Here is a 21,498-nt window from a genome sequence, read left to right on the forward strand (position 1 = left end):
GCCTACGACTATCCAATTGGATAGTCAATATCCATCTGGATAGTCTTCAGGTTCTTCCGGCCGAAGCCTCCGAGATCAGGCGTCGGATGCGGGTGAGCACGCGCTCCACATCGGCGCCGTCGCCGAGCGTCAGCTGCTTGAGCACGATGCCGTCCAGGGCGAACCAGATCGCCTCGACGAGCTCCTCGTCGTCGAGCCCCAGCTCGCGGAGGCGCTCGCGCGTGGCCGCGCGGTACGTCTCGTAGTAGCGCTCGACGTGGGGCGCAGCTCCGGGCGGCGGCGCGACTCCAGCAGCAGCTCGTACTGGAAGGCCTCGATTTCCTCGCTGCGCCTGGCATGCGACTCGATGCCGGCGGCGAAGGCTGCGACATCCGACACCGCCGCGCGCATGCTCGTGTCGCGCAGGCTCTCCTCGACGGCGAACTCGAGCGCCGCGGCGATGAGCTGGTCGCGGGAGCCGAAGTGATGGCGGACGAGCCCGTGCGAGACACCGGCCTCCGCGGCGACGGCGCGGTAGGTCAGATCCCGCAGGCCTCCGCGGGCGACGACGGTGATCGTGGCGCGCAGCAGGGATTCGCGTCCGGGAGAAGTGCTCACATCCGCAACCCTAAGGGCCTGTGCTCCCCTCGTGCCCGATCGGGCAAGGGGTGTGCCGGATCAGACAAGTCGCGGGGCGGCCGCCGCGGGAGGATTCGAGGAACGTCACCCGAACGCAGGAGTTTTCCATGAGTGCGAACACCGTCGCCACAGACACCACGGTCCGGCAGAGCCGCCGGCTGGGCGTCCCGGCGATCACCGTCATGATCATCGCGGCCTCCGCGCCGCTGACCGTCATCGCCGGCGGCGCCACGACCGCCTACTCGGTCACCGGCTCCATCGCCGTGCCCGTCGGCTACATCGTCCTGGCGCTCGCGCTGGCGATCTTCGCGATCGGCTACGCCGCGATGAGCCGCTTCATCACCAACGCCGGGGCCTTCTACGCCTACGCCTCGCGCGGTCTCGGTCGCCCGACCGGGGTCGGCGTCTCGCTCATCGCGCTCGTGGCCTACAACTGCATGCAGATCGGCATCTACGGCATGTTCGGCTTCCAGATCTCGATGCTGCTGGACGAGAAGCTCGGCTGGGACGTGCCGTGGTGGATCCCGATCCTCGTGTGCATCGTCGTGGTCGGACTCCTCGGCGTCAACCGCGTCGACCTGTCGGCGAAGGTCCTCGGGTCATCGTGCTGCTGGAGTTCGCGGCGGTCATCGTCTTCAACGTCGTCGCCTTCGCGAATCCCGCCGAGGGCTTCACCGCTGCCCCCATCTCGCCGAGCGCGCTGTTCGTGCCCGGGATCGGTGCCGTGCTCGTCTTCGGCATCGCCGCCTTCATGGGCTTCGAGTCCGCGGCGATCTACGGCGAGGAGGCCAAGGACCCCAAGCGGACAGTGGCGCGGGCGACCTTCAGCGCCGTCGTCATCATCGGACTGTTCTACGCGCTGTCGTCGTGGGCGCTGGCGCTGGCGATCGGTCCCGAGAAGATCACCTCCGGCGGCATCACGATGGACGAGGCCGGTCCGCCGCTGTTCTTCACCTTCGTCGCCGACCGCCTGGGGCTCATCGTCGTGGACATCATGTCGCTGCTGTTCATCACGAGCCTGTTCGCCGCGCTCGTCGCCTTCCACAACGCCGTCGCACGCTACCTCTTCTCGCTCGGTCGCGAGCGGGTCCTTCCGCACGGGCTCTCGGCCGTGCGCCCGCGCCAGGACGCGCCCTGGGCGGGGTCGCTGACCCAGTCGGTACTCGCCGCCGTCGTGGTGATCGTGTTCGCGATCGCCGGTGCCGGGTCGGAGCTCGGTCCGCTCTTCCCCGTCGTCACCCTGTTCTCCTGGCTGACGAACACCGGCGCTCTCGGTCTCGTGCTGCTCATGGCCATCGTCTCGATCGCGGTGATCGGCTACTTCCGGCGCGATCCGAAGGACGTCGGGATCGTCGCGCGCGTCGTCGCGCCGATCGTGGCCTTCCTCGCACTGACGGTCGCGCTCGTGCTGATCATCGCGAACTTCAACGTGCTGCTGGACCAGCCCGAGGCCAACGCCGTCACCTTCCTCCTTCCGGCGCTGGTGATCGTGCCGGGGATCCTCGGCATCGCCTGGGGCTTCTGGATGAAGCGGAACCGTCCCGCCGACTACGCGCGGATCGGTCACGGCGCCGACGACGAGGCGGCGACCCTCACCGAGATCGGGGACTGACGAGCGAGGGGCGGATGCCGCGGCATCCGCCCCCTCCTCTCAGGAGTTGATGCGGATGATCTCCTGCTGGTACGGGGCGATGATCGTGCCGCAGATGCGCAGGTCGATCAGCAGGAACGGGCGGGTCGCCGGGTCCTCGGCGGTCCATTCGCGCACGCGCTCGAGGTCGTCGAGGGTGCGCACGATCAGCCCTTCGCCGCCGGCGGCGGTCGCGAGCCCGGCGAAGTCCACCTCGGGGATGCGCATGGGCCCCTCGGCGAGACCCTTGAGCCCGTACAGGTTGATCTCGGCGCCATAGGCGGCGTCGTTCCAGACGACCGCGCAGCCGCGGCCGCCCGCGACGCGCACCGCCGACTCCAGGTCGGCCAGCGCCATGAGTCCGCCGCCGTCTCCGGAGTTGAGGATCACCGTGGTCTCCGGGCGCGCCACCGCGGCGCCCACGACGCTCGGCCAGCCCAGGCCGATCGCCTGGAAGGCGGTGCCGACCATCATCATCCGATCCGGAGCGGCGACCGGCCAGTACATGTTCGACCAGCCCAGGAAGTGTCCGCCGTCGGTGACGACCACGCGGTCGGTCGGCAGCAGCTCGGTCAGGCGCGCCGCCGTCGAGCGCGGGTCGAGCCGGCCGTCCGGGGCGAGCTCCTCGCCGGGCTCGTAGGTGCGCGCCGCGGCCACGTCGACGCTCTCGCGCCAACCGGAGGGCGCGGCGTCCGCGAGCAGCCGCACGATCTCCTCGGCCACGAGGCGGGCGTCGCCGCGGACGAAGCCGCCGACGTGCGCGTGCGTCGCGGCGCTGGTGATGTCGACCTGATACACGCGCGTGCCGGGGAGAAGAGCTCCCCGAACCGCATCGTGAACTGGTTCAGGCCCGCGCCGAAGACGACCGCGACATCCGCCTCGCCGATGAGCTCCATCGCCCCCTCGGCCCCGAACCCGCCGGTGACCCCGAGGTCGAACTCGGATGCCGGGAAGACGCCGCGTCCGAGTGCCGTCGTCGAGGTCAGCGCACCCGTGGCATCGGCCAGCCGGCCGAGGGCGTCGCCGGCACCGGCGAGCCAGGCGCCGCGGCCGGCGAGCAGATGGGGGCGCTTCGCGCCGCGGAGGGCATCGGCGATCTCGGTGATCGTCGCCTCGGCGAACTCCCCGCGCGGGGCGAGTGGCTCGGGCAGGCGCAGGCTCGGGGCCGGCGGCACGGGGCCCGCCTCGAGCGCGGCGACGTCGTAGGGGATCGCGAGCACGACCGGCACGCGGTAGGTCAGGGCATGCTCGATCGCGATGACGGTGGAGGCCGCGGCATCCGTGCGCCCGGCCGTATAGGTGCGCGCGCCGACGGCGGAGGCCAGCGCGATCTGGTCGACGTCCCAGGGGCGGGGGCCCGAGGTCGGCTCGTCGCCGACGACGAGGACGAGCGGGACCTGCGCCTGCACGGCCTCGGCCAGCGCCGTGAGGGTGTTGGTGAAGCCGGCGCCGTAGGTCGTCGTGGCAGCGGCGATGCGACCGGAGGCGCGGTAGTGGGCGTCGGCGGCGACCACCGCACCCTGCTCATGGCGGACGGCCGTGAACGGGACGGGGGTCTCGCGCTCCAGGGCGTCGAGGAAGTAGGCGTTTCCGTTGCCCATGAGGCCGAAGACGGCGTCGATGTGCTGAGCGAGGGTGAGGGCGACGTGCGCGGAGACGGTAGGCATGGTGAGGCCTTTCGAGACGGAACGGTGAGGGAATCCGTATGTGTCTCGCTCGGTGCGACTGTGCACCAGACGCTTCGTGCCCCTTTTTCGGGCACCGAGCCGCGAAGGGCTCGGACGCTTCGATTCTATACGCCGGTCGGAGTCGTCCTCGCGCTCCCGTAGACTGGAGGAAGGCCGTCGGCCGCATATCCCCACCATTTCGATTCACACGTTTGTCGTGCGCGATCCGCACGCCATCGCGAAGGAACACGTCATGACTAACTGGAATGCGCACCGCAGCGCCTGGGTCGCCCGCGAAGAGCTCGCCGAGCGGATCATCCCGCTCGTCGGGGGCCTCTACCGCGATCACGGCGTCGTCACCTCCATCCACGGACACCGGCTGATCAACCGCTCGGCGACCGGGATCCTCGAGGCCCATGAGCTCGCCGAGCACCTCGGTCACGCCACGATCCGCCTCGAGGACACCTTCGCCGTGCTCGAGGGACTGCAGGAGATCGGCCCCGGACCGGCCTCGCTCGACGTCGCCCGCCTGATCTCCGGGCACGCGGCATCCGGGCTGTCGATGGTCGGCTACCTGCGCGGCGAGCTCGCCGACGTCCTCGGCGCCTCCGAGGCGCACGACGGAGGAACCGACGTCGTCCTCTACGGGTTCGGCCGCATCGGCCGCCTCGTCGCCCGCATCCTCATCGCCCACGCCGGCGGCGGCAAGGGCCTGCAGCTGCGGGCGATCGTCGTGCGCCGGGGCGGCGAGAACGACCTCGTCAAGCGCGCGAGCCTCCTGGCCCGCGACTCCGTGCACGGCCCCTTCGCGGGCACTGTCACGGTCGACGAGGAGAACGACCAGATCATCGCCAACGGCACCCGGATCCAGGTCATCTACGCGAACGACCCGGCGGAGATCGACTACACCGCGTACGGCATCGATCGTGCGATCGTCGTCGACAACACCGGCCGCTGGCGCGACGAGGAAGGGCTCAGCCAGCACCTGCGCTCCACCGGTGTCGCCCGTGTGCTGCTGACCGCCCCCGGCAAGGGCGCCCTGAAGAACATCGTGCACGGCATCAACGAGGCGATGATCACCGCGGACGACAAGATCCTGTCGGCGGCCTCCTGCACCACCAACGCCATCACCCCGGTGCTCAAGGCCGTCGACGAGGCCTACGGGATCGTGCGCGGTCACGTCGAGACCGTCCACTCCTTCACGAACGACCAGAACCTCATCGACAACTTCCACAAGGGCGACCGGCGCGGGCGCTCAGCGGTGCTGAACATGGTCATCACCGAGACCGGTGCGGCCAAGGCCGTCGCCAAGGCGCTTCCCGAGCTCGAGGGCAAGCTCACCGGCAGCGCGATCCGCGTGCCCACCCCCGACGTCTCGCTCGCGGTGCTCAACCTCACCCTGGAGAAGAACGCGACCAAGGACCAGGTCAACGATTACCTGCGCCGCGCCTCGCTGCACTCGAAGCTGCGCCAGCAGATCGACTACGTCGAGTCGCCCGAGATCGTCTCGACCGACTTCGTCGGCTCGCACCGTGCGGGCATCGTCGACGGCCTGGCGACGATCGCCGAGGACACCAACCTCATCCTCTACGTCTGGTACGACAACGAGTACGGCTACTCGCGCCAGGTCGTGCGCGTGCTCGAGACGATGGCGGGAACCCACCCGGTGGTGCTGCCCCGTCGCATCGAGGTGACGCTCGACGCCTGAGCGCGGCATCCGCGCCGTCTGCGGCATGGCGCCTCGCCGTCAGAGTTCGGACGCTCGTTTCGCGGATGCGCGCCCGAATCGCGGACGAATCGGCCGCATCCGTCCCCGATTCGGTCGACGGTCCGTGGAACGGGCGCAGAGGCGACGGCCATCGGCCCTGCTCGGACGGTGACGTTCCGCTCCGCCTCTGTCGCTCGGGGCACTCCGCGCAGTAGTGTTCCTCGGAACGGCGGATGCCGTGACCGAGATCCCTCCCGGTAGGCATCCGTAATACGCACGAAATGCGGACGGGGAGGATGCGGTGATGGAGCCGTTGTTCACGGATTACGCGTCTCGCCAGGCGTCACGGCCAGGCCCCTCGCCCTGGGACGAGATGTTCCCCTCCGATGCCGTGGTGGGTCGTGACGGCGTCCGCGCCCCTACCGGGAGATGTTCGGCGCGCTGGCGCGCATGGACCACCAGGAGCTGCAGGCGCGGACGGATGCTCTGGCGAGCTCCTATCTCGCCCAGGGCGTCACCTTCGACTTCGCCGGCGAGGAGCGTCCCTTCCCGCTCGACGTCGTCCCCGGGTGATCGCCGCACGGGACTGGAGCACCATCGAGTCCGGCGTCGCGCAGCGCGTTCGTGCGCTCGAGGCGTTCCTGGCCGACGTGTACGGTCCGCAGCGCGCGGTCCGCGACGGGGTGATCCCGGCGTCGCTCCTGGCCTCGTCCACGCACTTCCACCGCCAGGCGGCGGGCATCGTGGGGGCCAACGGCGTCCGCATCCACGTCGCCGGCATTGATGTGATCCGCGATGAGCGCGGCGAATGGCGCGTGCTGGAGGACAACGTGCGCGTCCCCAGCGGGGTCAGCTACGTGCTCTCGAATCGCCGGGTCATGGCGCAGACGCTGCCCGAGCTGTTCACGAGTCTGCGCATCCGCCCGGTCGTGGACTACCCCTCGCGGCTCCTGCAGGCGCTGCGCGCCGCCGCGCCGCAGGGGATCGACGACCCGACCGTCGTCGTGCTCACCCCGGCGTCTTCAACTCCGCCTACTACGAGCACACGCTCCTGGCCCGGCTCATGGGCGTCGAGCTCGTGGAGGGGCGCGACCTGTTCTGCTCGGGCGGGCGGGTCTGGATGCACACCACGGCCGGCCCCACCCGGGTCGATGTGATCTATCGCCGGGTCGACGACGAGTTCCTCGATCCGCTGCAGTTCCGGCCCGACTCGGTGCTGGGGCACCCGGCCTCATGCTCGCCGCGCGCCTGGGCAACGTCACCCTCGCCAACGCCGTCGGCAACGGCGTCGCCGACGACAAGCTCGTCTACACCTATGTGCCCGACCTCATCCGCTACTACCTGAGCGAGCAGCCGATCCTCCCCAACGTCGACACCTGGCGCCTGGAGGAGCCCGAGGCGCTCGCCGAGGTGCTCGACCGGCTCGACGAGCTCGTCGTCAAACCCGTGGACGGCTCGGGCGGCAAGGGCCTGGTCGTGGGACCGGATGCCTCGAAGGAGACCCTCGCCGCGCTGCGGCGCACCCTGCAGGCCGACCCGCGCGGCTGGATCGCGCAGCCGGTCGTGCAGCTGTCGACGATCCCGACGCTGGTCGACGAGGGCTTCCGCCCTCGTCATGCCGACCTCCGCCCCTTCGCCGTGAACGACGGCGACGACATCTGGGTGCTGCCCGGAGGCCTCACCAGGGTCGCGCTCCCCGAAGGGCAGCTGGTGGTCAACTCCAGCCAGGGCGGAGGGTCGAAGGACACCTGGGTCCTCGACGACGGCCCGATGAGCGGGGCGATGCGCACGCTGTCCGAGCAGGTGCCGGCATCCGATGAGGTCTCGCTCGCGACCGGCGCGATCTCGATCGTCTCGCCGCACCAGGACGGCACGTCCACGCCGCTGCGCTCCTCGCCCCTGGACGAGGACGTCGAGACGCGGCATCACCAGCAGCAGCAGCAACAGCAGCAGCAGGCGGGCCCGGGGCGGGATCATGCTGAGTCGCATCGCTGAGGCCTTGTTCTGGATCGGCCGCTACGTCGAGCGCGCCGACGGCACCGCCCGCATCCTCGATGTGCATCTGCAACTCCTGCTGGAGGATCCGTGGGTGGACGAGGACACCGCATGTCGGGCGCTGCTGTCGGTCATGGGGATCACCGCCGACCCGGCGATCCCCTGGGCCGCGATGATGTGGTCGCGATGCTCGCGATGGACAAGAGCCATGCGGCATCCATCGCCCACTCGATCGCCTCGGCTCGCGAGAACGCGCGTCGTGCCCGCGAGATCATCTCGACCGACCTGTGGGAGACCCTCAATCACACGCAGACGGGGATGCCGCGGCGGATCGCCTCCGACAAGACGCACCAGTTCTTCCGCTGGGTGCGCGACCGCTCCGCCCTCGCCTTCGGCGTCGTCGACTCGGGCACCAGTCGCGACGAGGCCTGGCACTTCTTCTCCCTCGGCAGCGCATTGGAGAGCGCGGACATGACCGCCCGGCTCCTGGCCACGCGCTCGCTCGCCGAGATCGGCGGCCCGAGCTGGACGACGCTCCTGCGCAGCTGCGGCGGCTACGAGGCGCATCTGCGCAGCCACCGCGCCGTGCCGACGGCGAACTCTGCGGTGGAGTTCCTGCTCGTGGACCGTCTGTTCCCGCGCTCGGTGCTCTTCAACGTGCTGCGCGCCGAGGAGTGTCTGCGCGGCATCGATCCGGCGATCTCCTTCGGTTCGGTGGACAAGGCGTCGCGGATCCTCGGGCGGATCCGCTCCGAACTGGAGTTCCGGCCGATCGATGACATCGTCGTGCAGCTGCCGGAGCAGATGGAGGAGGTGCAGGCCGCGGTGTCGCAGGCGAGCGACGCGGTGCGCGAGCGGTACTTCCCGTCGATGGCCATGCCGATCTGGACGGGGGAGGCGCTGTGAGCCGGCTGCAGATCGTGCATCGCACGGGGTTCACCTACGAGGAGCCGGCGACGGCCTCCTACAACGAGGCGCGGATGCTGCCGCGCTCGCGCGGGGGCAGTTCGTGCTGCAGGCGGCGCTGGAGATCTCGCCGCAGGCCACGCAGAACTCCTACGCCGACTACTGGGACACGCGGGTCTCGACCTTCGAGGTGCTCGTCCCGCACCGGCAGCTCACGGTGACCGCCACGAGCATCGTCGACGTCCGGCCCACGCCCAGGCCCGAGACGAGTGTCGCCTGGGAGGAGCTGGCCGCCCGCATCCCGGTGTCGGGCGACCTCACCGAATGCCTCATGCAGACCGACGCGACCGCGCCCGACGCGGAGATGCGTGCCCTGGCCGAGGAGATCCTCAACCGGGGCGGCGGGGTCGGCGAGACCGCCTTGGCCGTCTGCCGTGCGGTCGGGGAGGCCATGGAGTACCGGCGCGGGGTCACGGGGGTCACCTCCACGGCGCGGGACGCGTGGCCAGTGCGCTCGGGTGTCTGCCAGGACATCGCGCACATCGCCCTCGGGGTGCTGCGCGCCGCCGGGATCCCGGCACGGTACGTCTCGGGGTATCTCCTGCCCGATCCGGACGCCCCGATCGGACAGCCGATCGTCGGCGAGTCCCACGCGTGGATCGAGTGGTTCGACGGGCAGTGGTGCGGCTACGACCCCACCAACCTCCTCGAGATCGGCGAGCTGCACGTCTACGTCGGGCACGGCCGGGACTACTCCGACGTCGCACCGCTGCGCGGGGTCTATGCCGGCCCGAGCTCGTCGGGCATGTTCGTCTCCGTCGAGCTGACCCGGCTGGAGTGAGGCAGGACGCGGCGTGGGAGAGTGGTCTCCATGACGGATGCGACGGCGGAGCGCGAGACGCTCACCTGGGACGGTTTCGGCTCGGCGACGCGGGAGCTGGCGCGGGCGATCCTCGCCGACGGCTTCGAGCCGGAGGTGGTCGTCGCGATCGCCCGCGGCGGACTGCTTCCGGCCGGCGCGATCGCCTACGGGCTCGGCACGAAGAACTGCGGGGCGATCAACGTCGAGTTCTACACGGGCATCGGCACCGTCCTCGACGCCCCGGAGGTGCTTCCACCCGAGCTCGACCTGGAGTACCTGAACGGGCGCCGTGTCCTCCTCGTGGATGATGTCGCCGACTCCGGGCGGACCCTGGCGCTGGCGGTGCGACTCCTGAGCGACAAGGGCGCCGACGTGCGCTCGGTGACGATCTACACGAAGCCGACCACGGTCATCCAGCCCGACTACGCCTGGAAGGACACCGACCGGTGGATCGACTTCCCCTGGTCGTTCCGGGGCACGGTCCGCGAAGAGGATCAGGCGCTGCCGCCGAGCGCCTGAGGTGCGCCCGATCCGCGGACGGGTGCCCGTTTCGCGGACCGATTCGCGGCATCCGTCCGCCGAACGGGCAGCCGTCCGCAGATCGTGACACCAGGCGAGCGGAGTCGGCTGGCAGGATGAGGGAATGACGGTCGAGACGCTCCGCACCGAGAGGCTGCGTTCCCATCGCCTCCTCGGCCCATCGGAAAGTGTTCCGGATGCCGCGCGCCACCTGCTCGCCGTGCAGAGCCAGGAGTTCTGGGCGGGGCGCTGGGCGCTCGCCGTGCGCTCGTCGGGAGAGCCGACGCTCGGCGACGTGGATGCGTACTTCGACAGCGGCGAGCTCGTCCGCTCGTGGACGATGCGCGGAACGCTGCATACGATCCCGGCGAGCGATCTGGGCTGGGTGCTCGCTGCGACCGCGCAACGGCAGCTTCGCGCGGCGGCGCCGCGCTATCGTCAGCTCGGTCTGGGCGCGGAGGCGTTCTCCGCGGCGGAGCGCGCCGTGCGGAAGGCTCTGCAGGTCGACGATCGTCTGACTCGGGCCGCGCTGTTCGCCGTCCTCGAGGGATGCGGCATCGACCCCCGCGAGCAGCGCGGTCTCCATGTCATCCAGAATCTGGCGCTGCGCGGCATCCTGTGTCAGGGCCCCGTCGTCGCCCGTGACGGCGTGACCCGCGAACAGTTCTTCGTGCTGGTCGAGGAGCACATCAAGGATGCGGTGGGGCCGGCAGATCCTTACTCGGAGCTCTTCCTCCGCTACGTGCAGGGACATGGCCCTGCCACGGTCGCCGACTTCGCGTGGTGGTCAGGACTCACTCTCGGCGTCTCACGGGCAGCGGCCGAGGCGGCATCCGATCGTCTGGATCAGATCGAGGAAGGACTGTTCCTCGCGCGAGATCGTCTGCCCGCCCCGCAGGAGCGTCGTGTTCTGGCGCTCGGCTCATTCGAGGAGTACTACATCTCCTATGCGGACCGGGACGTCGCGTGTCCGCCGGAGCGGCGTGCGCTCATCGGCCCGGCGGTGAACGGCCAGGTGCGGCCGATCATCCTCGCCGACGGTGTCGCGGCGGGAACATGGAAGCACTCGACGGCGGCCGGCCGACCGCTTGCGCCGCCGGAAGTGACGCTGTTCGACGACACCTCCGTGAGTGACGACGAGGTCTCCGCCGCGCTCGCCGCCTACCTGCGCTTCCTCACCGGCTGACGTCGCCCGTTTCGCGGACATGCGCCCGTTCTACGGACTGATCCGCAGAGTCCGCCCGCAGAACGGGCGGACGGCCGCAGAACGGGCGCGGTCTTGCGGACGGCAGCCGCGTCAGGAGCGGTCACGGAGCCGGGCGAGGGCGGCGAGGATGGACGCCTGCACCGCGGGCCAGTCATACACGATCTGGGCGTAGTCGAAGTGGAGCGTTTCGAAGCCCTGGGCGGATGCGGCGGCGTCGCGGACCAGATCCTTGTGACGCTTGCTCTCAGGGGCATGGTTCTCCTTGCCGTCGGCTTCGATGATGAGTGAATCATCGAGGACGAAGTCGACCCTGCCGACACCGTGGATGACGACCTGGCATTCCAGGCGGATGCCGAGAACATGCAGCCGCAGACGCAGGAGCGACTCCAGTCCGCTGTCGGCGTCCGGCCGGGCGAGATCGACGAGCCATCGGGCGGAGGCAGGGAGGGCGGATCGGATCCGACGGCGGGCGGCGGCCGTGAGCAGCCCCTTCCGCCACGCCGACTCGAAAGCGGCGAAGAACGCCTCCTCGCCTGCGCATCGCTGGAAGTGAACGAGGGCCGTCTCGACCTCGGCGCGCCCGAGAGGTGGCGCCCCGCGATAGTAGTGGGAGACGCAGGAGCAGCCGAGGTGCGGGTGCGGGTGGCCCTTGTGTCCGAGCCAGACATGCGGAACCTCAGAGTCCGACAGTGTCCAGACACCGGCGTCGCGCAGCACGCTGACGCAGGTCAGTGCGCCTCCGTGCTCGATTGCAGCGCGAAGGGTCGGATCCACCGAGGTGGCGAAGACGCCGTTGCGGATGCGCTCGATCTCGCCCTTGTCGACCAGTCGGGCGAGTGCCCGTCTGCTGAACCCCAGGGACTGCAGGTGGGTTCCGCGGGCGAGCCCGCCGAGCCGAGAGATCGCGTCGCGTGCCGAGAGCATGTCTTCAGCGTGGAGGATGTCCGCGGCATCCAAGGCCGGGAGTCGGCCGGATGTGGAGAACTTCGCGGATTCATTGAATGTGGAGGAGGGGAGCCGGCGCCCGATTCGCGGACAGGTGCCCGTTCTGCGGGCTGATCTGCGGCATCCGCTCACGAAACGGGCAGATGTCCGCAGATCGTGACACGGCGGATGCCGCGACTCACTCCGCCGCGTGCCGCTCCAGGAACGCGTACACCTCGCTGTCGTCGACCCCGGGGAAGGCGCCTCGCGGCAGCGGCGAGAAGATGTGTGTGTGCACGCGGGCGCTCGGCCAGGCCTTGCCCTGCCAGCGGGCGATCTCCTCGGCCGGGGGGCGACGGCAGCAGGATTCATCGGGGCAGGTCGACACCGCGCGGGCGGGGGTCTCGCGGCCCCGCCACCAGCGGGCGTCGTCGAAGGGCACGCCGACGGTGATGGAGAACTCGCCCTCGGTGGAGAACCCGGTCTGGGTCGCGCACCAGAAGGTGCCCGAGGGCGTGTCGGTGTACTGGTGCTGCTCGGTCGTGCGGTTCTGCTGGCTGAAGGCCGCGCGCGCCTGGAACTTGCGGCACACCGGCTGGCCCTCGACCGATCCGGTCACGTCCATGGGCAGGGGCAGGTCGTCGTTCTCGTAGACGCGGGCGATGGCGCCGGTAGAGTCCACGCGCAGGAAGTGCAGAGCCATGCCGAGATGCTCGGTCATGAGGTTGGTCATGCGCATCGCAGCGGCCTCGTGCGTCACGCCGAAGGCGTCGCGGAAGTCCTCCACGGCGAGGTTCTTGTCCTTCTTCGCCTGCTGCAGGAACGCCACGCCCGCGGTCTCGGGGACGAGGCAGCAGGCGGCGAAGTAGTTGATCTCGAGCCGTTGCTCGAGGAAGGCCGCGTAGTCGGTGGGCGGCGTGTGCCCGAGCAGCCGATGCGCCATCGCCTGCAGGGCCATCGAGCGCAGGCCGTGACCTCCGGGGATGGATGCCGGCGGCAGGTAGATGCGGCCGTTCTCGAGATCGGTGATGGACCTCGTCGAGCTGGGGAGGTCGCCGGCGTAGATGAGTTCGAAGCCGAGTTTCTCGGCCATGATGCTCACCGTGCGGTGGGTGAGGGCGCCGCCGGTGTGCCCGGCGGCCTTGAGCTGCTTCTCGGCGAGCTTCTCGATGTCGGGCAGATAGTTGTTCTGCGCCCGCATCCGCAGGCGCAGCTCGGTGTTCGCGCGTCGCGCCTCCTCGGGGGTGGCGATCGCCTCGCCCTCGCGTCGGACGAGCTCCCGGTGCAGCCCCAGGATCGACTCGATCGTCTCGTCTGTCATCGACTTGGTCACGCGCACGGGGATGATTCCGAGCTGGCGGAACAGTGGACTGGACTGGGCGCGCTCCAGCTCGATCTCCAGCGCCGCGCGGCGGTTGGGCGGCTCGGCGGCGATCAGCTCGGCGACCTCTGTGTCGGTGGCCTGCGCGATCGCCTGCAGGAGCGAGAGCTTGGGCTCGCGGCGTCCGTTCTCGATGAGGCTGAGCTGTGAACCGGCGACCCCGACCAGCGCCCCGAGCTCATCGAGGGTGTATCCCTTCGCCAGACGGAAGTGTCGGATGCGGTGGCCGAGCGTTGTCAGGTGGATGCCGGTGTCCATTCCTTGAGCATAGCGAAAGAATCAAACTTCTTTACGCTCAGATCGTCAGAAAGCGTGCAGAAACCCTTCGATACTGGATATGTACCGACCAGCTGAGGAGAAGTGATGGCCATCGTCGACATGACACGTCCGACCACCCGCCCCATCGCCGCCATTCGCGAGTTCGGTGCAGCTCCGACCTATCAGACGCCCGGGATGTCCGCACTGCGCGCGTGGGTCGACGACATCGCCGCACTCACGCAGCCCGCCCGCATCCACTGGATCGACGGCTCCCGCGCCGAGAACGACGCGCTTCTGCGCGGCCTCGTCGAGGAGGGCAAGCTCACCAAGCTCAACCCCGAGTGGCGCCCCGGCTCGTACCTCGCCCGCTCGCACCCCAGCGACGTCGCCCGCACCGAGGCGCGCACCTTCATCGCCTCCGAGCGCGAGCAGGACGCCGGCCCCACGAACAACTGGGCCGACCCCGTCCAGATGCGCGCCACGATGGACGAGATCTTCGAGGGCTCCATGCGCGGACGCACGATGTACGTCGTGCCGTTCTCGATGGGCCCGGTCGGCGGACCGCTCTCGCACATCGGCGTCCAGGTCACCGACAGCGCCTACGCCGTCGCCTCCATCGGCATCATGACCCGCGTCGGCGACGCCGTCACGCGTCAGATCGCCGACGGCGCCCCGTGGGTGAAGACCGTGCACTCGGTCGGCGCTCCCCTCGCCCCAGGCGAGGAGGACGTCGAGTGGCCCTGCAACGACGAGAAGTACATCGTTCACTTCCCCGAGACCCTCGAGGTCTACTCCTACGGCTCGGGCTACGGCGGCAACGCGATCCTCGCGAAGAAGTGCTTCGCCCTGCGCATCGCCAGCGTCATCGCCCGTGACGAGGGATGGCTCGCCGAGCACATGCTCCTCATCCGGGTCGTCTCGCCCGGGGGCAAGCAGTACCACGTGGCCGCGGCGTTCCCCTCGGCGTGCGGCAAGACCAACCTCGCCATGCTCCGCCCGACGATCCCCGGCTGGAAGGTCGAGACGCTCGGCGACGACATCGCCTGGATCCGCCCGGGCGACGACGGCCGCCTGTGGGCGATCAACCCCGAGGCCGGCTTCTTCGGCGTGGCACCCGGCACCGGCGAGTCGACCAATGTGACGGCCGTCGAGACCCTCTGGGGAAACACGATCTTCACGAACGTCGCACTCCGTCCCGACGGCGACGTCTGGTGGGAAGGACTGACCGACGAGGCACCCGCCGAGCTCACCGACTGGGAGGGCAACCCCTGGACGCCCGACTCGGGTCGCCCTGCCGCCCACCCCAACTCCCGCTTCACGGTGTCGGCGGCGCAGTGCCCGCAGATCTCCGCCGACTGGGAGGCGCCCGAGGGCGTTCCCCTCGACGTCATCCTCTTCGGCGGTCGCCGCGCCTCCAACGTCCCGCTCGTGGTCGAGGCCACCGACTGGGCGCACGGGGTCTTCCTCGGCTCGACGATCTCCTCGGAGCGCACCGCCGCCGCCGAGGGCACGCTCGGCGAGCTCCGCCGAGACCCCTTCGCGATGCTGCCCTTCTGCGGGTACAACATGGGCGACTACTTCGCCCACTGGCTCGACGTCGGCCGCAGGCTCCGCTTCGACCGCGCACCGCGCATCTTCCAGGTCAACTGGTTCCGCCGTGGCGCCGACGGCCGGTTCCTGTGGCCGGGATTCGGCGACAACTCGCGCGTGATCGACTGGATCATCCGCCGCATCGACGGCGAGGTGACCGCGGTCGAGAGCCCGATCGGGCGTCTGCCGCGCGTCGAGGACCTCAACCTCGACGGGCTCGACCTGCCCGAGGCCGATCTCGAAGAGCTCTTCTCCGTCGACCCGGCGGCGTGGGAGGTCGAGGCGGATGCCACGGACGCCTTCTTCGACACCTTCGGCGAGACGCTGCCGGCGGCCCTGCGCTCCGAGCTCGCCTCCCTGCGCTACCGGCTCGCGCAAGCGAAGTAGCGCCCCCAGACCCGCGGTGAGCGGATGCGACGGTAGGGGATAACCGTCTCGTCCGCTCACCGCGATTTTTCTGCCGGGAGCGCGGTGCCTCCCGCATCCGATGCTCGCTATTCTGTGCGGATGCCCCTGACACCGCGACGTGACCCGCATCGCTTCATCCTGGAGTTCGCCGACGACTTCTCCGGCGCGGCCCTCGACCCGGACAAGTGGATCGCCGAGTACCTGCCGCAGTGGACGGCGCCGGGTCAGGGCGCCGCTCGGTACGACATCGACGAACGCGGACTGCGTCTCCGGATCGACGCCGACCAGCCCGAGTGGCGCGACGGCGACGGGGGCACGCGGGTCTCCAGCATCCAGACGGGGCTGTACTCCGGTCGGGCGGGCTCGGATGCCGGTACGCATCGTTACACGCCCGGACTGGTCGTGCGCACGCCGGTCCCCACACGGCGGCTCTGGACGCCCGCCGGCGGCTTCGTCGAGGCGACGTTGAGCGCGAGCGCCGATCCGACGTGCATGCTCGCGGTCTGGCTGGTGGGTCTCGAGGAGCGTTCCCCGGAGGAGTCGGGCGAGATCACGATCGCCGAGCTCTTCGGCGATGCGGTGAGCCCCGCGGGCTCACGGGTGCGGCTCGGCGTGAAGGCGATCAACGACCCCCGCGCGCAGGACGACGTCATCGATGTGCCGGTGGACTTCGACGCGGCAGAGCCTCACCGCTATGCCGCCGCCTGGGATGCCGACTCGGTCGACTTCTACGTCGACGATCGGCTGGTCCACCATGTCGACCAGGGCTTCGACTACCCGATGCAGCTCATGATCGACCTCTTCGAGTTCCCCGCGTCCGCGCTGCGGAAGGAGGCGGAGTACCCCAAGTCCGCCTGCGTGCACGGGGTGCGAGGCTACCGTCTGCGCTGACGTCGCCGGGCGCAGAGGCCGAGTGTCGGAACCCGAACATAGGATGGTTCGGTGCCTGCATCCGTCATCTCCGCCCAGGGCCTCGTGAAGTCCTACAAGATCAAGGGGAAGCCCGACTTCCTCGCCGTCGACGGCCTCGACTTCGAGGTCGCCCCCGGAGAGTCGTTCGGTCTTCTCGGTCCCAACGGGGCGGGAAAGTCCACGACGATGAAGATGATCGGCGCGGTCTCGACGCGCACCGCGGGCGACCTGAGCATCCTCGGGCTCGACCCGGATCAGTACGGGCCCGAGATCCGTTCGCGGCTGGGCGTCGTCCCGCAGCAGGACAACCTCGACGGCGAGCTCAACGCGCGCGAGAATCTCTTCATCTACGGTCGCTATTTCGGCCTGCCCGCCAAGGTCTGCCATGAGAAGGCCGACGAGCTGCTCGCCTTCGCCCAGCTGGAGGAGAAGGCCAAGAGCAAGGTCGACGCGCTCTCGGGAGGCATGAAACGGCGTCTCACGATCGCCCGCGGGCTCATGAACGATCCGCGCATCCTGCTGCTCGACGAGCCGACGACGGGTCTCGACCCGCAGGCGCGCCACGTGCTGTGGGACCGCCTCTTCCGCCTCAAGGAGCGCGGCACGACCCTCGTGCTGACGACGCACTACATGGACGAGGCCGAGCAGCTGTGCGACCGGCTCATCGTCGTCGACAAGGGTCGGATCATGGCCGAGGGCACGCCGTCCTCGCTCATCCGCGAGTACTCCAGCCGCGAGGTGCTCGAGGTGCGCTTCGGCTCCGACCGCAACGAGCAGACCGCGGGTCAGCTGCAGGGCATCGGCGACCGCATCGAGGTGCTGCCCGACCGCATCCTCATCTACGCGCACGACGGCGAGGCCGCGCTCGAGAGGGTGACGGCGGCGGGGCTGCACCCGCGGACGTCGCTCGTGCGCCGCTCCTCGCTGGAAGACGTGTTCCTGCGCCTGACCGGAAGGTCGCTGATCGAATGACCCTTCCGACGGTTGGTGAGCCCACCGAACCACAGGGCCCGGAGGGAGAGTCGGGTCCCGCGGAGCGCCCGCACCCGTCGCTCGACGAGCTGCGCGCGGAGGCGATGGCCTGGGGGCGCAAGCCTCGTGCGCGAGGCAGCTGGTACGTGACCGAGCACATGGTGCGCGCGATGCGCGCCTACGGCTGGACGATCATCGTCGGCGCCCTCGGGCAGCCGGTCGTCTATCTGCTGGGGCTCGTGGTGGGCCTGGCCGCACTCATCGACGCGCCGATCGTCAGCAATGGCGTGGAGGTCTCCTATCTGGTCTTCGTCGCGCCGGCGCTGCTGATGTCGGCGACGATCTCGGTGGCGTCCGAGGAGTTCACCTATCCGGTCATGGCCGGCTTCAAGTGGCGTCGCTACTTCTTCGGCTTCAGCGCTTCCTCGCTCTCGCCGGGACAGATCGCCACCGGCGTCGTCTTCGGCGCCACCGCGCGCATGGCGGTCGTGTCGGTGGCCTACGTCGGCCTGCTCTATCTCTTCGGGGCGATCCCGAACGTCGCCTGGGGGTGGCTGTCGGTCTTCGTGGGGATCCTGGCCGGTCTCGCCTTCGGCGTGCCGCTCATGGCCTACGCCGCCTCCATCGAAGACGACAAGGGGCAGTTCGCGCTCGTGCAGAGGTTCGTCTTCATGCCGATGTTCCTGTTCTCCGGCACGTTCTACCCGCTCGCTGTCCTGCCGATCTGGCTGCAGTGGATCGGCTGGATCTCGCCGCTGTGGCACGCCGCGGAGCTCGGCCGCGCCCTCACCTACGACCATGTCGTCGCGCCGTGGATGATCGCCGTGCACCTGGGGTATCTGATCCTGTTGATCATCGTCGGATACGTCATCGGACGCCGCCTGTTCCAGAGGAGGCTGGCGAAGTGACCCTTCAGCACGCACCGCTGCCGACGACCGGTACCCGTCGCACCGGCGGAGTCCGCTCGCTCTGGGCGGGCAATCCCGGCGCCGTCGTGCAGCGGGGCTTCATCGCCGCACGCTCATCGAGCTGGGTGGTCATCCTCTCCGGCTTCTTCGAGCCGGTGTTCTACCTGCTCTCGATGGGGATCGGCCTGAGCGCGCTCATCGGCGACGTCGAGACCTCCACCGGGCTCGAGGTGTCGTACGCCGCCTTCATCGCGCCGGCACTCCTGGCCGTCTCGGCGATGAACGGCGCGATCTACGACTCCACCTGGAACGTCTTCTTCAAGCTCAACTACGGCAAGCTCTACGAGGGGATGCTGGCGACCTCGCTCGGGTCCCTCGACGTCGCCCTGGGCGAGATCCTCTACGCCCTCATGCGCGGGCTCCTGTACGCGTCGGGCTTCATGATCATCATGCAGTTCGCCGGGCTCAACCTCTCCTGGACGGCGCTGCTCGCCCTCCCGGCGGTGCTGCTCATCGGCTTCGGCTTCGCCAGTGTCGGCATGGCGATCACGAGCTACATGAAGGCCTTCCAGCACATGGACTGGATCAACTTCGTGCTGCTGCCGATGTTCCTGTTCTCGGCGACGCTGTACCCGATCACGGTGTACCCCGAGTTCGTGCAGTGGATCGTGAAGGCGCTGCCGCTGTGGCACGGTGTCGAGCTCATCCGCGGGCTCACCACGGGCGTGCTGCACACCGGCATGATCTGGCATGTCCTGTACTACGTGGTCATGATCGCGGTCGGCCTGGTCTTCACGACCAAGAGGCTGCGGGCGCTGTTCCTGGACTGACGCCGCGGTTCACGCCAACAGCTGGTGCCGGGCGAGGTCGCGATACAGCGGCGTCGATTCGATGAGCTCGGCGTGCGTGCCCTGCCCGACCACGCGGCCGGCCTCGAGCACCACGATGAGGTCGCTGTCGACGACGGTGGAGAGCCGGTGGGCGATCACCACGAGCGTGCGGCCGGTGGCGACGGCGTCGATCGCCTCCCGCATCCGCTGCTCGTTGACGCCGTCGAGGGAGGAGGTCGACTCGTCCAGAAGCAGGATCGGCGCCTCGGTGAGCAGTGCGCGGGCGATGGCGAGGCGCTGACGCTCACCGCCGGAGAGCATCACGCCGTCCTCGCCGACGGGTACATCGAGACCGAGCGGGCTGCGTTCGAGCACGTCGCCCAGGTTCACCGCGCGCAGCACGCGCTCGCAGTCGGCGTCGGATGCCGTGGGGGAGGCGAGCCGCAGATTGTCGGCGAGGGTGCCGGCGAGGGTGGGGGCGTCCTGCTCGACGTAGCCGAACTGCGCGCGCAGCTGCGCGCGCGGATACGTGCGGATGTCGTGGCCGTCCAGGCGGATCGACCCGCCCGTCGGATCGTAGAAGCGCTCGATGAGGGAGAGGATCGTGCTCTTGCCGGCGCCGCTCGGGCCGACGAGTGCGACGCGGGCGCCGCGCGGCACGGCGAAGGAGACCCCGCGCAGGACCTCGCGGTCCGCGGGGCGAGAGACCCTTCGGCCGGCTCAGGAACCGGATGTGGAAGCAACGAGGTCGACTCGGTACCGTCCCGCTCGAGGTGCGCGTCGACGAGCAGCGAGTGCGCCTCCGAGGCTGCGGCCTCCCGGGCGGCGATGACCGCGTCCGGGTACCGGAAGCGGACGTCGTGGAAGGAGAGGGCTGCGGCATCCGATGTCGGCTCTTCGACAGGGAGCGCGGCGGCGATCGCGGCGTCGTCTGCGTCTTCGTCGGGGAGCTCGAGCACCTCCTGGATGCGGCCGAGCGCGCCGAGCGCCTGGTTGATCGAGGTGATCGCGCCGAAGGTCGAGGCCAGCGGCATGATCAGCATGAACAGGAACATCACGAACACCACGAGCGAGGCGACCGTGATCGCCCCTGAGGCCACGCGCAGACCGCCGACGCCCAGCACGACCAGCAGCGACAGTTGCATCGCGACGCCCGCGATCGGCACGACGAGCGCGGAGATCTTCGCGATGCGCACGCCGATGCCGTAGGCCTCCTTCGCCCGCTCGGTGACGGCGTCCTTCTCACGCTCGGTGGCCCCCGAGGCGCGGATGGTGCGGATCGAGCCCACCGCGCGCTCGACGCCGGAGGCGAGCTCGCCGACCTTCTCCTGCTGGGCGGCGGAGGCGGTGCGGATGCGGGAGCTCAGCAGCACCACGACCACGACCGAGCCGCCGATCACCACGACGATGAGCAGCAGCAGTATCGGGTCGATGATGAGCATCGCCACGAGGGATCCGAGGAAGAGGAGGACGTTGCCGACGGCGTCCGCGAGCCCTTGGGTCAGCACGGCGTAGAGGAGCGTCGTGTCGGTGCCGACGCGCGAGACGAGGTCGCCGGTGCGGCGCGCGTCGAACTCGCGGACGGGCAGGTGCAGGATGCGGGCGATGAGCTGTCGGCGGCTGGAGTAGACGACGGCGGTGCCGGTGCGCTGGAGGAGATAGTGCTGATAGCCGGAGATCACCGAAGAGATCACGACCAGTGCGACGAGCACCCATACGAGGACGCCGAGCACGCCGCCGTCCTGCACGTCCTGGATGAGCTGTCCGACCAGCAGCGGCTGTGCGAGCGAGGCGATCGCGCCGGCGACGCTGAGGATCGCCACGACGATCAGCGTGCGCTTGTGCTCGAAGAGATAGGGGAGGAGCTGGCGGAACGTGGCGCGGGGACCGTCGTGTTCAGCGCCTCGTCCGCGGCGGCGTGTGATCGCCGTGCGCGACATGGTGACCTCGTTCTCAGGGTTTGCTCAACTATGGCCGTATTTCCTATGCGCGGCCTGCTTGCTCACGCCCAGGGCGCTCGCGATCGCCTGCCAGGAGTACCCGGCCAGACGGGCACGGCGCACCTGCACCTCTTCGGCGCGGGCGATCTCCTGGCGGAGGTCGCCGAGTCGCCGGATCTCGGCGAGCGGTTCGCGTTCCGGATCGAGGGCGGATGCGGTGCGCAGGGTCATGGTGTCAATCTACATTGACGCGCGAGTGCTGT

Annotated in this window: 13 protein-coding genes and 6 pseudogenes; 13 read left to right on the forward strand and 6 right to left on the reverse strand. The window is 69.5% G+C overall.

The annotated features are described in order from the left end of the window. Positions 1-46: 46 nt before the first annotated feature. A pseudogene (locus tag KAE78_RS10900) lies at positions 47-597 on the reverse strand (TetR/AcrR family transcriptional regulator). 625 nt (positions 598-1,222) lie between these two features. Here KAE78_RS10900 and KAE78_RS10905 point away from each other — a divergent pair. After that, complete coding sequence (locus tag KAE78_RS10905) at positions 1,223-2,230, forward strand: APC family permease (RefSeq protein ID WP_317451763.1); 1,008 nt, start codon at positions 1,223-1,225, stop codon at positions 2,228-2,230. A 39-nt stretch (positions 2,231-2,269) separates the two neighbouring features. On the opposite strand, the pseudogene KAE78_RS10910 reads toward KAE78_RS10905, so the two are convergent. Next, positions 2,270-3,915: pseudogene (locus KAE78_RS10910) on the reverse strand (thiamine pyrophosphate-binding protein). Between the two features lie 253 nt (positions 3,916-4,168). Between KAE78_RS10910 and KAE78_RS10915 the strand changes: the two are divergent. The 7 genes and pseudogenes from KAE78_RS10915 (at position 4,169) to KAE78_RS10940 (ending at position 11,091) form a co-directional block, all read left to right on the forward strand. Next, complete coding sequence (locus KAE78_RS10915) at positions 4,169-5,623, forward strand: glyceraldehyde-3-phosphate dehydrogenase (protein WP_223170854.1); 1,455 nt, start codon at positions 4,169-4,171, stop codon at positions 5,621-5,623. 304 nt (positions 5,624-5,927) lie between these two features. Continuing rightward, positions 5,928-7,618: pseudogene (locus KAE78_RS10920) on the forward strand (circularly permuted type 2 ATP-grasp protein). Further along, positions 7,599-8,524, forward strand: a pseudogene (locus KAE78_RS10925) (alpha-E domain-containing protein). Before KAE78_RS10920 ends, KAE78_RS10925 begins: the two co-directional pseudogenes overlap by 20 nt. 14 nt (positions 8,525-8,538) lie before the next feature. After that, a pseudogene (locus KAE78_RS18760) lies at positions 8,539-8,705 on the forward strand (transglutaminase N-terminal domain-containing protein); the annotation flags it as partial. 183 nt (positions 8,706-8,888) lie between these two features. Then, the gene (locus KAE78_RS18765; protein ID WP_317451927.1) at positions 8,889-9,365 is read left to right on the forward strand and encodes a transglutaminase family protein; all 477 of its coding nucleotides are present in this window, start codon (positions 8,889-8,891) and stop codon (positions 9,363-9,365) included. A gap of 30 nt (positions 9,366-9,395) precedes the next feature. Continuing rightward, positions 9,396-9,905: a phosphoribosyltransferase gene (locus KAE78_RS10935; RefSeq protein WP_223170855.1), complete on the forward strand. Its 510-nt coding sequence runs from the start codon at positions 9,396-9,398 to the stop codon at positions 9,903-9,905. 124 nt (positions 9,906-10,029) lie between these two features. Next, entirely contained in the window at positions 10,030-11,091 is a 1,062-nt protein-coding gene (locus tag KAE78_RS10940) for a winged helix DNA-binding domain-containing protein (protein ID WP_223170856.1), read from the forward strand. A gap of 111 nt (positions 11,092-11,202) precedes the next feature. On the opposite strand, the gene KAE78_RS10945 is transcribed toward KAE78_RS10940, so the two are convergent. Both KAE78_RS10945 and KAE78_RS10950 read right to left on the reverse strand, forming a co-directional pair. Next, the gene (locus KAE78_RS10945; protein ID WP_223170857.1) at positions 11,203-12,036 is read right to left on the reverse strand and encodes a DUF559 domain-containing protein; all 834 of its coding nucleotides are present in this window, start codon (positions 12,034-12,036) and stop codon (positions 11,203-11,205) included. A 199-nt stretch (positions 12,037-12,235) separates the two neighbouring features. Continuing rightward, the gene (locus KAE78_RS10950) at positions 12,236-13,675 is read right to left on the reverse strand and encodes a helix-turn-helix domain-containing protein (protein ID WP_223170858.1); all 1,440 of its coding nucleotides are present in this window, start codon (positions 13,673-13,675) and stop codon (positions 12,236-12,238) included. Between the two features lie 120 nt (positions 13,676-13,795). Between KAE78_RS10950 and KAE78_RS10955 the strand changes: the two genes are divergently transcribed. The 5 genes from KAE78_RS10955 to KAE78_RS10975 all read left to right on the forward strand — a co-directional run bounded on the left by KAE78_RS10955 (position 13,796) and on the right by KAE78_RS10975 (position 19,295). Beyond that, a complete protein-coding gene (locus tag KAE78_RS10955) occupies positions 13,796-15,652 on the forward strand; it encodes a phosphoenolpyruvate carboxykinase (GTP) (protein WP_411155937.1) in 1,857 nt (618 codons plus the stop codon). 120 nt (positions 15,653-15,772) lie between these two features. Then, entirely contained in the window at positions 15,773-16,564 is a 792-nt protein-coding gene (locus KAE78_RS10960) for a glycoside hydrolase family 16 protein (protein ID WP_223170860.1), read from the forward strand. Between the two features lie 51 nt (positions 16,565-16,615). Continuing rightward, positions 16,616-17,557 carry an ABC transporter ATP-binding protein gene (locus KAE78_RS10965; RefSeq protein WP_223170861.1) on the forward strand — a complete coding sequence of 314 codons (942 nt, stop codon included), beginning with the start codon at positions 16,616-16,618 and terminating at the stop codon, positions 17,555-17,557. Then, positions 17,554-18,465, forward strand: coding sequence for an ABC transporter permease (locus tag KAE78_RS10970; RefSeq protein WP_411155938.1), 912 nt, complete (start codon positions 17,554-17,556; stop codon positions 18,463-18,465). The genes KAE78_RS10965 and KAE78_RS10970 overlap by 4 nt, the downstream gene beginning before the upstream one ends. Next, positions 18,462-19,295 carry an ABC transporter permease gene (locus KAE78_RS10975; protein WP_223170862.1) on the forward strand — a complete coding sequence of 278 codons (834 nt, stop codon included), beginning with the start codon at positions 18,462-18,464 and terminating at the stop codon, positions 19,293-19,295. Before KAE78_RS10970 ends, KAE78_RS10975 begins: the two co-directional genes overlap by 4 nt. Before the next feature lie 9 nt (positions 19,296-19,304). Here the strand turns inward: KAE78_RS10975 and KAE78_RS10980 are convergent. Both KAE78_RS10980 and KAE78_RS10985 read right to left on the reverse strand, forming a co-directional pair. Then, positions 19,305-21,235: pseudogene (locus KAE78_RS10980) on the reverse strand (ABC transporter ATP-binding protein). A gap of 24 nt (positions 21,236-21,259) precedes the next feature. Then, entirely contained in the window at positions 21,260-21,466 is a 207-nt protein-coding gene (locus KAE78_RS10985; RefSeq protein ID WP_223170863.1) for an AsnC family protein, read from the reverse strand. Positions 21,467-21,498: the final 32 nt, after the last annotated feature.

This window comes from Microbacterium sp. NIBRBAC000506063, assembly GCF_017968845.1.
In the GTDB taxonomy this organism is placed as follows: Bacteria; Actinomycetota; Actinomycetes; order Actinomycetales; family Microbacteriaceae; genus Microbacterium.